The 17103-nt window shown below is 37.9% G+C and carries 5 protein-coding genes and 1 pseudogene; 3 read left to right on the top strand and 3 right to left on the bottom strand.

What is annotated here, in order from left to right; translation table 11 throughout:
• The first annotated feature begins 24 nt into the window (after positions 1–24).
• Positions 25–6822 (top strand): CehA/McbA family metallohydrolase, encoded by a 6798-nt coding sequence (locus PB01_RS04215; protein WP_151699031.1) that lies wholly within the window; start codon positions 25–27, stop codon positions 6820–6822.
• A 123-nt stretch (positions 6823–6945) separates the two neighbouring features.
• Here PB01_RS04215 and PB01_RS04220 read toward each other — a convergent pair whose 3' ends face one another.
• Entirely contained in the window at positions 6946–7914 is a 969-nt protein-coding gene (locus PB01_RS04220) for a hypothetical protein (protein WP_225986163.1), read from the bottom strand.
• 129 nt (positions 7915–8043) lie between these two features.
• Positions 8044–8220, bottom strand: a pseudogene (locus tag PB01_RS21865) (helix-turn-helix domain-containing protein); the annotation flags it as partial.
• 423 nt (positions 8221–8643) lie between these two features.
• On the opposite strand from PB01_RS21865, the gene PB01_RS04225 reads away from it, so the two are divergent.
• Positions 8644–13194 carry a S8 family peptidase gene (locus PB01_RS04225; RefSeq protein WP_151699032.1) on the top strand — a complete coding sequence of 1517 codons (4551 nt, stop codon included), beginning with the start codon at positions 8644–8646 and terminating at the stop codon, positions 13192–13194.
• A 1044-nt stretch (positions 13195–14238) separates the two neighbouring features.
• Here the strand turns inward: PB01_RS04225 and PB01_RS04230 are convergent.
• Entirely contained in the window at positions 14239–14901 is a 663-nt protein-coding gene (locus PB01_RS04230) for a response regulator transcription factor (RefSeq protein WP_151699033.1), read from the bottom strand.
• A 100-nt stretch (positions 14902–15001) separates the two neighbouring features.
• Here PB01_RS04230 and PB01_RS04235 point away from each other — a divergent pair, with 100 nt between their 5' ends.
• Positions 15002–17080 (top strand): sensor histidine kinase, encoded by a 2079-nt coding sequence (locus tag PB01_RS04235; RefSeq protein WP_151699034.1) that lies wholly within the window; start codon positions 15002–15004, stop codon positions 17078–17080.
• Positions 17081–17103: the final 23 nt, after the last annotated feature.

The raw sequence follows: 17103 nt of genomic DNA on the forward strand, positions 1-17103 counted from the left end.
CTATCAAGGGAAAAGAGGAGATTTATGTACACGAGAACAAAGGGGAAAAAGCGTTTTACCAGTATTACATTAATACTAGTACTTCTTTTAAGTACTATTTTACCATCAAGCATGATGCCAAGAGCTTCGGCAGAAGAAGTTAATACCAGTGGTATTGCAGATCATGTTGTTATTAGTCAAGTGTATGGTGGGGGAGGAAACAGTGGAGCCACCATCAAAAATGACTTTATTGAACTATACAACCCGACAAATCAGCCGGTAGACCTTAATGGATGGTCTGTTCAGTATTCGTCCAAAGGCGGTAATGGCTGGACAGAGCCAAATAAAACAGTACTGTCTGGGACGATAGTAGCGCATGGATACTATCTAATAAAAGAAGCCGCTGGAACTGGTGGCACTATAGATATTAAAGGGGATGCAACTGGCTCTGCTGCTATGGGAGGTTCTGATGGAATAGTTGCTTTGGTAAATAGCACAGAACTTCTAACTGGAGTTATCCCTACAGGAACAGTGGATTTAGTTGGTTATGGTGGTGCTTCTGGTTTTGAGGGATCAGGCCCTACAAAAGCCCCTTCAGCTACAACCTCCGTACACCGCAGACCATATGCAAATATGGCGATTACACCTGGACTAGGAAACAGTTGGGATACAGATGACAATGCTGGGGATTTTGTAACCGGAACTCCAACTCCACGTAACACAGAAAGTCCAACAGAAGAATTTAAGTTAAACGAAAGCATTCAACCGATTGCTGATCGTATTTTCTTTCAACAATCAGATACAAACATTGTTACAGTTGTTTCTGCAGAAGGAACAGTCCCAAATAGCGCAGTCGTGTCTTTTTATGAAACACCAACAAGTGGGGCTGGCGTTTTAGGTACAACAACTGCTACAGCAAATGGTTCATTCAGTGTATCTTTCGATGCAATGAAAGTACTTCCAATTTTATATGTTACCGCAACTGAAACAGACAAGCCTGAAAGTAAAGTAACGGCGGTTATTGCTGCAACAGCAACAAATCCTCTTACACAATCTGGGTTAAGCTACAATAAAGATGCCAATGGTGTAGGAACAATATACGGAACGAAAGCAGCACTGGCAAAAGCACGTATTTTTGCCTACAAAAATAACAACGCAAAACTAGAAGACCGATTATTACCAACTGATAACCAACCCGTAATCGCAGATGCATCTGGAAATTTCGAAATGAAATTCAATAATGCACCTGACACGGTCTATGTAACACAACAAAATTATACAGCTACAGGAATTATGTTAGAGAGTTCTACGGTTTCTATAACAAAGCCGTCATCTGATGTAATTACTAAGATTAATACTGTTCGTGATTTCGATAGTAATGGTAAACCTTTGAATCTGAATAAATTTTTCACAATCGAAGGTGTTGTAACCATTGAAAATGGTATTCTCGGTACACAAAAAAGTAATTATTATATACAAGATGAAACAGCAGGAATAAATATTTATGGAAGCTTTGATCATAAGATTGATATTAAGCGTGGAGATAAGGTACGTGTAACTGGGAAAGTGCTTATTTACAATGGTTTATTAGAATTTGAAGCAACAGCTGTTACAAAACTAGCAGCAGGTGAACCACTTCCAGAACCAAAATCTATTTCTATAATGGACATGAATACATTTGCTAAAATAGAACCACTGGAAGGTAGTTTAGCTACTGTTAGTGGTAAAGTAACAAGTTCCGTCCTTTCTGGAACAGGGTACAATGTAACAATTGCAGACGAAAACGCAAAAACGACTTTATTACGTGTAATGACGGCTACAAAAATTAACATGGAAAAAGATATTGTCGTAAACAAAAGTTATACATTCACTGGAATTGTAAGCCAATATACTACTAATGCAAATCCAACAAACGGGTATCAGTTATTCCCTCGTGATGTAAAAGATATAGCACCAATTCTTGGGTTAACACATATACCAATGAAAGAAGCTTACAGTGATACAAGTATTTCTTTTGAGGCATTTGCAGACGGGGCACAATCCGTTACGCTTTATTACCGAAATGCTGGCGATAGCTCTTTCCTATCAATATCAATGAGCGATGATACACAAGGAAGATATACTGCTACACTTGCTTCAACTAATTTCACAAAAGATTCATTTGAGTATTATATCGAAGCTTCTGCAGGAGATAAAGTTAGATCTGCTGGTACGAAAGAAGATCCTTATGTAGTTACTCTAGTTGCAGATAAAATTGGACCTACATTTGCGGCAGAAATCCCTGTAGATACAGGAAAAGTGGAAAGCCCACGCCCTGAAATTTCTGTTGTCATGGAAGATCCAAGTGGTGTAGATAGTGAATCTATTAAAATCTTAGTAGATAATCAAGACGTAACTAGTGATGCAACTGTCTCAAAGACACAAGTGAAATACTTACCAACTGCAGATTTAGCTTTAGGTAAACACACGGTGAAAGTTACAGCTGCTGATACAAAGGGCAACAAGAGCACAAAAGAATGGACGTTTGAAGTTGTACCTCGCTTCACTGGTGGAAATCATTACAGAGGTACGACGCATAATCATACGAATATTTCACATGATGCTGCTGGCGGACCAGAAGATGCACTAAAAGCAGCGAAAAAATATAAATATGATTACTTTGCTTTCTCTGATCATTCCCATGATATCGACCCAGAATTATTAGGGCAAGATACAGTGGATCATAAAGGCCAACCAGAGCGTACTGGTGGGGCTGATTGGAAACAAACGAAAGATCTTGCAAAAAAATATACAAAAGACGGTGAATATGTCGTATTCCCTGCATTTGAAATGACTTCCACTACATGGGGACATTCAAACGTATTCGGAACAGATAATTTTATAGACAGAAATATTAACGGTAAACAGTACCAAGATTTAAGCAAATACTATGCTTGGGTATTAACATATGACGATGTCGTTGCACAATTTAATCACCCAGACATGTCAAAAGATTCGTTTAATAACTTCAAACCATATGATAAAAACTTAGACAAATTATTTACAATGATTGAAGTAGGAAACGGTTCTGGACATTATGGTTATGCAAATGCGGAAGGAAAATTCTTCTCTGCCCTTGACTTAGGTTGGCATGTGGCTCCAACTTATGGGGAAGATAACCATGATGGTACTTGGGGGCAAACGAATGCACGTACAGTTATCGTTGCAGACGATTTATCTCAAGAATCATTGTTACATTCCATGGCGAATATGCGAGTGTATATGTCAGAGGATCCAAACTTTCAGTTAGATGTTTTAGCGAACGGCTATTACATGGGTTCAACTGTCGACAGTAAAAAGTTGAAATTCGACATAAAAGGTTCTGATCCAGTAGCAGAATCTAAAGCAACTGGTTACGATTATTTATCGAATACGTACAAATCAGATGATAAAGTAGCAAAAGTAGAACTTCTAACAAATGGTGGAAAAGTTATTGATTCTTATGTACCAAATACAAAAGACTTCACTTGGACTCCAGAATACACAGTAGCAAGTGGACAACAATGGTTTGTTGTACGAGTTACACAAGCTGATGGTGAGCGTGCTTACTCTGCACCAATTTGGTCAAAAGAAGAAACAGTTGATGTAAAAGTTAATGGCATAGATATTGTTGGGGACGTCGTGATTGAAGGAAATCCAGCTACTGCTAAAGTAACAGTTGGAAACTTCGGTACACAGACAGTTAGCAATTTAAAAGTTGACCTTTATGTAGACGCAAAAGACGATGCTCATAAATTAGGAACTGCAGTGATTAATTCGATTCTTGCAAAAGGAACAGGTGTCGCATCTATTAACTGGACAAAACCAGTTGAAGGGGACCATAACTTAATTGCAGTCGTTACTTCAAATGACGGAGCGAATCTGGGTGATGTTTCATTTACACTACCTATTAAAGTGAAAAAACCACTAGGTATTAAAGTGTTAATTGATGCGAAACATGGAAACGAAAACTCCGGTGGCGACACAGGAACGTATAAAGATAACTTAAAAGCTTTCACACTTCTTCTACAAAAAGATGGGTATACAGTTGCTGAAAATAATGCAATTATCACAACTGACGTATTAAAAGATGTGAAAATTCTAGTAATGACACATCCTAGAACTGCTTTGACTGCTGACGAACAAAAAGCAGTTGGTGATTTTGTTAAAGCAGGCGGATCTGTATTATTTGCAGGAAAAAGTAATAACGGTTCCACAGACTCAACTCTGCATAATGCTACGTTGGAAGCAATTGGAACTACAATAAGAATGAGTCATGACGGCGTATTCGATGATAGTAAGACTGGTAACTTCTGGGGAGATCCTGCAGTAAGTCCATATGCAGTTCGTGCTCATCCAGGACTTGTAGATAACTATGTAACGGACCGCGTTCCTTTTATTGATTACTACAGTGGGTCAAGCTTACAAGCGGTCAATAACAGTGCACTTACTGAAAGTGGAAAAGTGAAGATACTTGTACGAGGAAATGAAACAACGTACCAAGGAAATGTGAAAAATGGTAGCTACATTTACGATAACGTTTCTGACAATAAAGGTGGTTCAGCAATTCCTTTAATGGCGTCTGATGAAATCGGTACTGGGCGTATTCTCGTTTCAGGAATGAATACATTTAATGACAAACAAATGGATGAATCCTTTGAGCCAAAAGGAAACCCGCAGTTCATTTTAAACGCAGTGAATTGGCTAGCTCATCGTGAAACGCAAGTAATAAATATTGCAGATGCACGCAAACTTGCAGATGATACTCCAGTCGTAATCACAGGAAAAGTAACAACAGCAGCAGGAGTATTCTTCGATGCGTTCTATGTTCAAGATGAAACTGGTGGTATTATGGCCTTCAATGAAGTTCCTGAAGGATCATTGAAATTAGGCGATACAGTCCGTATTTATGGACATATTAAGACATTTGAAAATAACAAAGAAATTGAGTTCGGTAAATTTGATATCGATGTTATTAAGACAGGCAAAGGTGCTGGAGTTGCCCCGAAAGAGGTAACGACTGGAACAGCGACGTCAGCTGTGAATCAAGGTTTCCTTGTTAAAGTAAAAGGAAAAGTGACTTCGAAATATGATGACACTTCTTACGTTATCAATGATGGATCTGGCGATTTATTAGTCTTCACAGATGGATACATTGAGAAACAAGGAATTCCTGTACCACAGTTAAAAGTGGGAGATACACTTGAAGCAGTAGGTCTAGCGGGTGAATTTACTGGCGGCTCACGTATTCGTGTACGTGATACGAAAGAGTTGAAAGGGACGCCTGGCACGAATGTAGGCGAGCCAGTTGTTGTATTAGAAGTTGATAAAAAATCAATTGAAATGACAAAAGGTGACACAGTTCAACTTCATGTTAAACAAATCACTACAACAAATGATGGAAAATCAACTGAAAAAGACGTATCAAATGAAGCAATATATACAGTAGAAAAAGTAAATGTCGCATCTGTTACAAAGGGATTAGTGACGGCAAAAGTAGAAGGAACAACTAACATTACCATTGCATTTGAACAAAAAGAGGTAGTTGTGAGTGTTACAGTGAAAAATCCTGGTGGTGGAAACCAAGGTGGTGGAAATCAGGGGAATGAAAATCAAGGTAATGGTTCAACACCACCATCAAAAGTAGAAGATATCAAAGTCGATAAAGACAGTGGAACATCTTTCCCACAAACGCCGATTAAGCGTACTACAGAACCTAATGGAACTGTAAAAGATGAAATTACTTTAACATCAGATAATGTTAAAGAAACAATTGAAAAGTTAAAAGAACAACATCAAGATACTGCAAGAATTGTCATTCCAGATAAGGAAGACAAAGTAAACGAGGTAAGTGTATCTGTTCCGAAAGAAGCAGTGGGTACACTAGCTAACGGAAAAGCAAATCTAGAAATCTTTACGGATAATGTGCATCTGTTTATTCCACAAACTTCGATGCAAGATTTCGGAGCAGATCTATTATTCCGTGTAGTTGCTCTAAAAGAACAAGCACAGAAAAATGAGATTGAAGCACGAGCTAAAAAAGAAACATTAGTAAATCAAATAGTTGGGAATAAAAAGGTAAACGTGATAGGGCGTCCGATGGAAATCGAAACAAATATGCAAAATCGTTCGGTCGACTTAACATTACCTCTTCCAACAAATGCAACGAAAGAACAAATAGATAACTTGGTTATTTTCATCGAGCATAGCGATGGGAAGAAAGAAGTTAAACAAGGAAAGTTAATAGCGTTTGACAAAGGGACACAAGGTATCCAATTTACTGTTAACAAATTCTCTACATTTACAGTCTTGTACATGGAGGGTGCAGCGAAGTATTTTGCACAAAATTCATGCGGAGAGATTGCTAAAACTAGCTGTCTTCAAGTGAACAAAACAACTCCTGTGTATGTGCTGGAAAATAACCGCTTGAAAAAAGTTGGAGAAGCAGTAAAAGGACAAAATTTACCTGTTAAACAAACTATTTCTCCAATGCTTGGACTTGGTGGAGACATCTGGTTAGAACGAACAGCAGCAATTTCTTACGAAACACCATCTAAAGAAATGATTGCTAAAAACCAATTACCAGCCAATAAACGTCCAAAGCAAATTTGGAAAGGCTTAGAGTTAACTCCAGGTCAAATTGGAAAAGTGACTATTCTACAAGACACAGTTATTTGGCAATCGATTGATAAAACAACGAAACTACCAAGAGTCTTGAAAAAAGGTGAGCAATATAGAGTGTATCGCTATGTTCCAGGTATGTACCAAGTTAGCGACAAACAATATATCGTACAAGATTCAAACGTAGTTCTCATCAAAAAATAATAATGGTGCCAGACACCCACACAATTCTGATAATTGTATAGCAAGAAAAATACCTCTTAAATCTTTCGAGATTTAAGAGGTATTTTATAATTTCGTGTAAATTGAGTGAATGACTTTCGGCATTTAAACAAGTTCGTTGTTTTTTCGGTACTTTTCCAGAATAGGTAATGCATATTTATTTGCTAATTCCATTTCTCCTTTTTCCGTATAATAATCAAATAATTTTATCTCATAAGCCTCCGCGGCAGTTCCATAACCCATATTTTTGAAAAGGGGGTAAACTATTGTTTCTAAATAGTTGAAATATTGATCTCTATAATTTTGAATCTTCAATATATGCAAATGAAAAAAGTGTTTTAGCATTGGCTCGTTTAATTTATTCGCTAGAGAAAAACCTTTTTTGGCTAAACGTAGCAGTTCCTTGTCAGATGCCACCCCTAGTTTTGTGGAGGCATTTAAATACCCCTCCAGAGACATTAAATATAGCGAATTAGTTGGCTTTCGTATTTCCAAGGATTGTCTATAATACTCTAAAGCTCTGTCATAGGAGCCAGTGCGAAATTGATGGTAGGCATAATTATAAAGTAGCTTGGCTTTTTGCTCGGTTAACCCATAATTGTCCGCCATCTCAATTAATCTAGGGTAACCTGAATCTTTTGGGTCAAAATGTTCCTCTTGTTCAACTTGAATCAGCATTAACATCTCTGTTTCAATTATTCGAGTAAAACTGTGTGTTTTTGAAAAAAAAGTAAGTGCTTTATTAGCGTAATAATAGGTTAAAACACGAGAATCCATGCAATGATAGGCAACAGCTAAATGGTAATAATATTCAGGATTGTTGTAATAGGTAATATCTATTAATTTTAAATATGAAATTGCTTTATAATGTTCCTGGTGATAATTGATGAAAAATTCTCCTTTAATATGTAATAGCATGTTTTTATCGTACGGCGTAAGGTCTTGCCAACTATCCATTTCTTTGATGAGTGTCTCAGCAAGTGTACCTTCCTCAATTAATAAATAATACCTGGTAAGTATTAATGTTTTAGATCGATAGAAATCAGGTATTTGCAAAAGAACAATACCCTCCAATTCCTCCTTTATTCTTTCAGCTTTTGAGTTTAGTTTTAGGATTATAGAATCATGCCATTCTTTTAATAGACATTCTATGCTCAAGTAGGTTTCAATCTCTGCCTGCATGTCTATACAAAGTCTCTTAGCTAATACCTTTATTGTATCCTTGGATACTTCTGTAATACCTCGCTCAATTTTACTTATATGCGTTTTAGAACAAATGCCTTTTCCTAAATCTGATTGGCTTAAGTGTTGTAGTTCTCGGTGAAATTTAATGATTTTTCCTTGAATAATAATAACCAGCTCCTTGGCATTTTCCGCAATAGTATTCTCGTATTCTACATGACAAACGGTGACCCCAACTCTAAGCTTCTATTTGATTAACCGTTTAATAATTTCAACAAAAACCGTTTTTTTATTCATTTCTTTTCCAAATTTCTACTAGAGTGATTGGACATGTAATCTTGATAAAACCCCAATTGCCAGTGAAGAGTGAAAAAGCTACTCTAAGATTATCATAAATAATAGATTATTATTTATGAATATTCGTTTTATTTATCTTTTATTTAAAAAGTAGTTAAACCAAATTTCAAGGAGGTGAAGTAAATTAAGTCAGTTCTATTTTTATATAAGTATCCTTAATAAAATCGAAGTTTTTTACAACAAGGCTATCACTCAAAGACTGTGCCCAAATTAGCAATAATCATGTACTTATATTCATATTAAAATTGAATAGGAGAATAATTGATGGGAAATTATAAATTTAAGAAGTTAATAGCCACATTGATGGCAACTGCAATGTTAACCTTTCCTACGCTTCAAGCTTTTGCAAACGATCCATTTTCGGACAATCAAAAAGCATTCGATGTAATAGATACAAAATATATTAGCGAAAGTTCGAAGAATAGTTCAGGAAAACATGTTATTACGCTGATTACAGGCGATGTTGTAACCGTGACATATATTGAAGGTGGTAAGAGCGTTATTAGTGTCGAAGCTGCGGATTATGGTAGTGGTGGAACAAGTATTATGACGCTTGGCAAGGATACGTATGTTATTCCTGATGAAGCGATGTCCTATATAGCTTCAGATTTTTTGGATAAAAATTTGTTTAATATCACAGCTCTCATTGCTGACGGTTACGATGATGAGAACCAATCCACCTTACCGGTGATCGTACAGTATGCCCCAACAAATGCTCGTTTTGAGAAAGCTCTGCCTACTACTCTTGCAGGATCTGAACGGACACATATTTTGGAAAGTATAGACGGAGTTGCAGTGTCTACAGATAAGGAACAGACTAGAGCATTCTGGGAAGATATTACGGAGAATGCAGCTGCAGATTCTCGAATGACTGGCGGTATTAAAAAAGTTTGGCTGGATGGTCGTGTCGAGGTAAACCTCGCAGAAAGTGTACCACAGGTTGGTGCACCAGAGGCATGGGAATCAGGTTTTGATGGAAAGGGAATAACGGTAGCTGTTCTTGATACCGGCATCGATCCAGAGCATCCCGATCTAGTTAATCAAATTGACGAAATCGAGAGTTTCGTTCCAGAAGAAGATGCACTCGACTATCATGGACATGGTACACATGTGGCATCCACAGTACTTGGAACAGGGGATGCTTTGGAAGGTCAATATAAAGGTGTGGCTCCAGGGGCACGCCTAATTGTAGGGAAAGTTCTTAGTTCGTCAGGATATGGTCAAGATTCCTGGGTAATCGATGGGATGGAGTGGGCTGCTCATAATGCGAAGGTGGTTAATATGAGTTTAGGCGATCCACAGCCAAGTGATGGAACAGACCCTATGTCTCAGGCTGTAAATAATCTGAGTGAAGAGACCGGTGCTTTGTTTGTTATTGCTTCTGGCAACGCCGGTACTGAAGGCATAGGTTCACCAGGGGCTGCAGACGCGGCACTAACAGTAGGTTCTGTTGATAAGTCTGATATGCTTTCTTGGTTTTCTACTAAGGGACCTCGTTTTATGGATGCAGGATTAAAGCCTGATCTTGTCGCTCCCGGCTCAGATATTATAGCTGCCCGTTCTCAATATGCAAGTCAAGGCGATGGTTTATATCTTGGTCTTAGCGGTACTTCTATGGCTACTCCCCATGTAACAGGAGCAGCGGCTATTCTTTCACAACGCTATCCAGATTGGACGGGAGATCAACTGAAAAGTGCCCTAATGAGTACGACGAAGATGCTTGATGATATTAAACCGTATGAGGGTGGGGCGGGTCGTCTGGATGTTGCAACTGCCGCATCCAGTACTATATATGCGAAAGGTTCCTTGGACTTCGGTTTTTTCAAATGGCCGCATGATGAGGAAGCTCTTGTTGAGAAGACGGTTTCATATACCAATGTAAGTGATCAACCTGTTACATTGGATCTCACAGCAACCTTTACAGATAAAACTGGTAACATGGTAGATGAAGACCTTTTACAGCTTTCTACTGATCAAGTTATCATACCTGCTAATGAAAGTGCTGAAGTTACAGTAACGGTTGACCCGAGCAAAGCTACTGAAGGAAGTCGTTATCAAGGACAACTCACTGCCAAGGTGGAAGGTCAAATAGTTGCTCATACAGCAATGGTTATGGGCAAGGAAGAGGAGAGATTTTCTCTAACAATTAATGCAACCAATCGTGAAGGAGCTCCCGCATCAACTATGGTTTCTATAGTTGGCCCGAATAAAAACCCAGGATTCTTGAATGTGCAAGGGACAACGGAATTACGACTTCCAAAGGGAACGTATTCAGTCATGACAATGATGGATGTTGATACAAACACGGATCACGCAGGAGTTGCCCTCCTAGGTGATCCTGAAGTTATTCTTGATGGTCCAAAAATTGTCGAACTGGATGCACGGAATGCAAGAGAATTTACAGCGAACGTTCCAGAAAAGACTGAAGCGAAGTTCAGGAAACTGGAGTATTATCGCAGTTTTAGTGAAATAGATACTATAACCGCAACGTACTTACTACCAGAAACAATCGATAAAATGTATGCGGAGCCAACAGCAACCGTTAGTACTGGTGAATTTCAACTGAACACACGCTGGCGCCTGATCAAGCCGGTATTGTCCATTAACGTCAATGAACTGGAGCTAGATAGTCTAACTCTGCCAGGAAGTCAGCCGTTAGAAGGAAAACATCAGTTGGATGTCGTTTTTGCAAAACAAGGGACTCAAGAAGATTATAAAGGCCTTGATGTGAAAGATAAGGCAGTGATTGTGCAACGTAGTAATATGATCAATGGCTCTGAACGCGCTGCGGCAGCGCATGCAGCAGGTGCAAAACTATTAGTTATAGTGAACGATAGACCAACAGAGTTTTTAGAATGGGTTGGAAAAGAGGACTCTTTGGATAGTATTCCTATTGCCGTGGCTTCTGTTAGCGAAACAGAAGGGATAGATCTTATCAAACTTGCAAAAGAAGGGCATTTAAAGATAAACGTTGAGGGGACGCCTGACACCCCATACGTATATGATCTAATGGATAACCATCAAAATGCCATTCCGGAGGATTTGACTTATTCTCCTACAGCGAATGAGCTAGTGAAAATCAATGCGCAATATTACTCGGATCGCTCGGCGCCAGGAGCAGAATTCCGCTGGGATATTCCATCGTACAGCGAAAATGGAGTGGGTTACCCTAATAAACTGTCACTCCCTTCTGTTCGCACCGAGTGGGTATCAGCTTCAGAAGTCACTATGTGGTACCATCAGGCGAGAGTGGATGACGAATGGGAAGTGCGGCAACCATTGATGTCTTATCAGCAGGGTCAACGTTTGGATGAGAAATGGTTTGCGCCAGTTGTACGCCCTCGCTTTGGTGAAGGTTTCTGGGTGCCTGTACGTTTCGAAAATGACCTAATTTTCAATGTTCCTTCCTTGGCCGATTCAGGTGATGGAAACACAGGGTGGGATATCTCCAGTACTGGAGAGCAAAAACTGAAACTTTATCAAGGGGCTAACTTAGTTGAAACGTCAAGTGATCAGATTATAATCTTGTGGGAAGCTCCGGAGGAAAAAACTGAATTTCGCTTGGTGAATGATGTAACTCGTGATCCGAACCGATGGAACACATCAGTTAGCACGCATACAGAATGGACGATTTGGACTGAAATGCAAGAAGAATTCGAATCATTTCTTCCGATGATTTCACTTGATTATAAAGTGGATACGGACATGAAGGGGAATGCAATCGCAGGCGATACGATTAAGCTAGGATTGAGTGCGTCACAGATAGACTATGCATCTGGAAATGGAAACATTGAAGGTGCTTCACTTGAAGTTTCGTTTGACGAAGGCAAGACGTGGGAAGAGGTACAGTTGATCCGAGAAGGGGACGGTTGGACAGCCAACATTAGCAACGCTAGTAAGAGAGGGACCTTTGTCTCTCTTCGTGCGAGCGCATGGGATGATTTAGGGAATCGCATAGATCAAACTGTTATAAAAGCTTTTGGTGTCTCGGAATCAGAAGTTACACTTTCTACAGACAAACTGGACTATTCTCTAACAAAAGGAACGACAAGCCAAATGAAAGTTAAAGCAGTAACAACTCCAAAACAAAGTAAAATGACAGAAGAAGATGTAACAAATAAAGCTACGTATGTAGTGGAAGATGATACCGTTGCATCTGTTACGAACGGCTTAATAACAGCTAAAGCAAAAGGCTCAACGAAAGTTACAATTTCTTACGGTGGAAATGAAGTGACGGTAAATATAACAGTGACAGAACCTGCAGTAGATCCAGGTCCTGGTGGCGGTGGAGGATATACACCACCAACATCAACGCCAACACCACCAGTTCAACCGAATTTATGCGACGAGAATGCTAAATCTGGCTGTCTTCAAGTGAACAAAGCAACACCTATGTATATTTTAGAAAATAATCGCTTGAAAAAAGTCGGAGAAGCAGTAAAAGGAAAAAGTTTACCTGTTAAACAAACCATTTCTCCAATGCTTGGACTTGGTGGAGACATCTGGTTAGAAAGAACAGAAGCAATTTCTTACGAAACACCATCTAAAGAAATGATTGCTAAAAACCAATTACCGGCGAACAAACGTCCAAAACAAATGTGGAAAGGCCTAGAGCTAAATCCAGGTCAAATCGGTAAAGTTACTATCATAAAAGACACAGTCATTTGGCAATCGATTGATAAAACAACGAAACTACCAAGAGTCTTGAAAAAAGGTGAACAATATAGAGTGTATCGCTATGTTCCGGGCATGTATCAAATTAGTGATCTAGAATATATCGTACAAGATTCAAACGTAGTACTCATCAAAAAATAATTACATTGTTCATGTTTAACAAAACGCTCCTAGTCATATTAATTATGATTAGGAGCGTTTTTTAGTGCATAATTACAAGTTTGTTACAGCTATATGACGGGTGCCTGGCACTCGTCATATAGCAGTAGAAAACCTAGTATTTGCTGCATGGTTACTTCTTTCTGTTTATTTTTGGAATTAGATCCACTACCCAAACAGGAAAAGATAGCTATTTCTGAACTTGAAAAATAATTCTATCGAACCATCGAACCGAATGTTTTCTTTCGTTGACCTTTGGATGCCTAAATATAAAGGGATAGCAAACTAGCGATGATAAAAGTAGATTCTTAAAGTCACTATATTGGTAATGCTGGTTCAGACAATAATATAGAAGCAATTCAAGAGCTTAGTAAATATCCTGCTGAAGAAGAATACTCTGAAACTGCTACAGAGTTTGAATATCAAGCGTTAGAAGACGCGAAAAAACAAGAAGAGTAATGGTTAGTATAATTAGAAAAGAGGGGAGAAATTGTTTGTTGGGGGAAAATTAACGGACATTCGATTACTCCACGGTTACTCAAGAAAATGAATTAGCAAATCTATTAGAAGTTAGTGAGCAATCTATTTGGCAGTATGAAAACAATAATGATGGTCCAAAAATAGAAAAGTAAACAATCTTAAAAGTATTTTTATCGTAAAAAAATTATTACACCGGCTGATCTTATTCAAACAACTAATTATAACGTACAACTAAATGCAAAGATTCTTGGGCTAGAAGAGAGTTTTATTACTAGTTATTTAGAGCAACTGGCTTATTTTGAGGTCAGTTATATCAGCGAGAGAAAAAGTGATGGGTATCAGTCAAGTTAGCATATATAAGTCAAATCAAGCTTGGTATTGAAAATAGCTTATTCCCTACCATAATATTAAAACGCTCCAGTCATAAGCGATATGATTGGAGCGTTTTATTATTATGACTATTTGTCACTAGAGTTCATATTAAAGTAGCATTATAATGAAAAAAACGAATAGGAATTGGATATATAATTCCAAGAGAATTCTTATTTATTTTCCACTAATTACGTTAATTGCTTCATAACGATTAGAAACATTGAGTTTTCCGTAGACAGTAGTTAAATAGTTTTTGACGGTTCCTTCACTAATATATAGCTCGTTGGCAATCTCGCGAACGGATAATCGGTTTCCTAATAAGAGGAGAATATCTTGTTCCCGTTTGGTTAAAGCATAAAGTTCTATCAGAGAGAGTGGAAGTTTATGAAGGTTTCGAGCAGCGGCAGTCTTCGTATTCAACAAAAATTGAGAGAGCTTGATTGCGACTTCTGCTGGTAATATATATTTTCCGTTCAAAGTACTACGAATGGTTTCGATTAGTTGTGAAAAGTTTGTACCTTTGAGCAAGTAACCATTCGCTCCATGCGCTAAACCATCAATAATAAAAGACTCTTCGTTATAGGTAGTTAAAATAAGGATAAGCATCTCGGGATATCGTTCTTTTATTTTTTTTGTACATTCTATACCGTTCATTTTCGGCATACGCACATCCATAAGGATAAGGTCAGGTAGTACTGTTTCTAATAACTTTAGGGCATCAACGCCGTTGTTCCCAATACCTACAACTTCCATGTCTGATTCTTCTTGTATGACTAGTTGCAATGCATTGCAAATCAATTCCTCGTCGTCAATGATTAATATTTTGAAAACTGTCAATTATGTTTAACCTTCTCTCTTATCAAGTAGTATCTATATTAATAGTAATATATCATAACAATTAGGGATAATGACCATTAATTAGTTCAAAGGATTGTAGGTGAATGATATATTTTGTTTTAGAATATTACTTTCTATATGCAGTTTTATATTTTTATTTGGGAGTATAGATGTATACGCAAAGACAGAAAGTATTCCTGAGGCTCTAAATGGAAAAATAGATTTATCCTCCATACATCATTTTGGGGACAAGATTTCACTTGAAGGACAATGGGAGCTATACAAAAATAAATTATTAACACCTGAACAAATTATGAAAACTATGGACGTATCTGAATATGTATTTATGCCTGAAGTTTGGAGAACAGAACATAAAGAAGCCCAGTTAAATCCAAAAATGGAATATGGAACTTATCGGTTGAATCTTAAACTATCAAGCGATGAGGTGGATCAGCATCGAGCAATCTATATAAGCGATTTTGCGAGCGCCTATATGGTTTGGATAGATGGGAAGATGCTTGGTGGGAGCGGTACGGTAGGTCAGACAATTACAGAAGAAGTACCTGAGTCTAAAGTGAAATTATTTTATTTTGTACCGGAGCGTCAGGATGTAGAAATTGTCATTCAAGCTTCTAACTTTAGTTCTCGAAACGAGGGTACCTTCAAATCAGTTATGTATGGTGATGAGGACTCGCTTCTTGCGTATACGATCAAAAGCCAACTTTTGAAAGTACTGACGATGGGTGGTCTACTTGTCATTGGATTGTACCACCTCATTATCTTTATGATAAAAAAGAGAGATGGCGCGACCTTTTACATTGCTTTATTAGCACTAGATATAGGGATACGATGTTGGATTAAAAATACATATTTAGTTGATATTATTGCCCCTTCTTTAAGTTGGGAAATGGTCGTGAAATTAGATTATTTAACGGGTTACTTGGCTTATTTGTTTTTAGTGATGTTGATGAAAAACATGTTCCCAATGGAGATGAATCGGTATGCTTTATTTACATCCAATGTAATGACACTCCTTTTTTGTCTGTATATCGTCGTATCGCCGGCAGATGTTTATACACAAACATTGACCTTTCAATTTGCGATTATGTTAATGTTTTCGATCTATACGATTGGTTATGTCTGTATACTTGCTGTAAAACGCAAAAGGGAAGGTTCTTTAATTAATCTGATTGGTTATGCAATTATTGCAGTGGTATGTGTGAATGATGTGTTGCTTTATCAAAGAGTGATAGAAACAGTTGAACTTCTGTATGAAGCAATTTTTATTTTTGTTTTATTACAAGCAATTATTGTATCTTATCGGTATTCGAAGTTATTTGAACATAATGTTTCATTATCTTCGGATTTGCTTCAATTAAATGAAACATTAGAGCATAAAATCGCAGAGAGAACGGCTGATATTCATCGGAAAAATGAAGAATTGGCAACTATGCATCAAAGTAGAACAGAAATGCTGGCGAATATTTCCCACGATATGGGGTCTCCCCTTACTGGGATTCAAATGAACATACAATTAATGAAAGATGGAATTGTAAATCCACAACAGCACCCAGAGTTTGTTCAATCGTTATTTGATAAAGCAAATTACGTCAAGCGTTTAAATGATGATTTGTTTGAATTGTCCACATTAGAGTCTGGTCATTTCAGCTTCCAGTTTAGGCTGGTTCAACTGAAAACTTTCATGGAAGAGGTATGTCGAAAGTATCAAGTGGATCTTGCAAGTCAGCATATCCAATTTCAAGTGGATAAAATGGAAACCTTGCTGGACGGTCAAGAGGCTTGGTTGGATATTGAACCAATGCGCATTAAACAGGTGCTTGAAAACTATATCGGGAATGCGGTTAAGTTTAGTCGCGATATTAGTTCTACGATTGTTCTTGCTTGTTATATAGAGCGTAACAGCGATTCTGATGCGGTGACTCCTTATGAAGTTGTCATTGAAGTGAAGGACCGGGGACCTGGAGTAGCAGAGGAAGATTTACCTTATGTGTTTGACCGTTTTTACCGTAAAACAGAAGAAGTTGTAAGTGGTAGTGGGTTAGGACTTGCGATTGTAAAGGAAATAATCGAGCAGCATGAAGGGCATGTAAATGTAACAAGCAAAATCGGTGAAGGAAGTATTTTTTCCTTTTCATTGCCTGTTTATTTGAAAGAATAGCTTGCAAGTAGGGCCTGTATTTC

The sequence above is a fragment of the Psychrobacillus glaciei genome, assembly GCF_008973485.1.
GTDB classification, from domain to species: Bacteria; Bacillota; Bacilli; order Bacillales_A; family Planococcaceae; genus Psychrobacillus; species Psychrobacillus glaciei.

Bases quoted from the DNA above. Each gene is read 5' to 3' on its own strand.
- PB01_RS04215 (WP_151699031.1), top strand. From the start codon at position 25: ATGTACACGAGAACAAAGGGGAAAAAGCGTTTTACCAGTATTACATTA.
- PB01_RS04225 (WP_151699032.1), top strand. From the start codon at position 8,644: ATGGGAAATTATAAATTTAAGAAGTTAATAGCCACATTGATGGCAACT.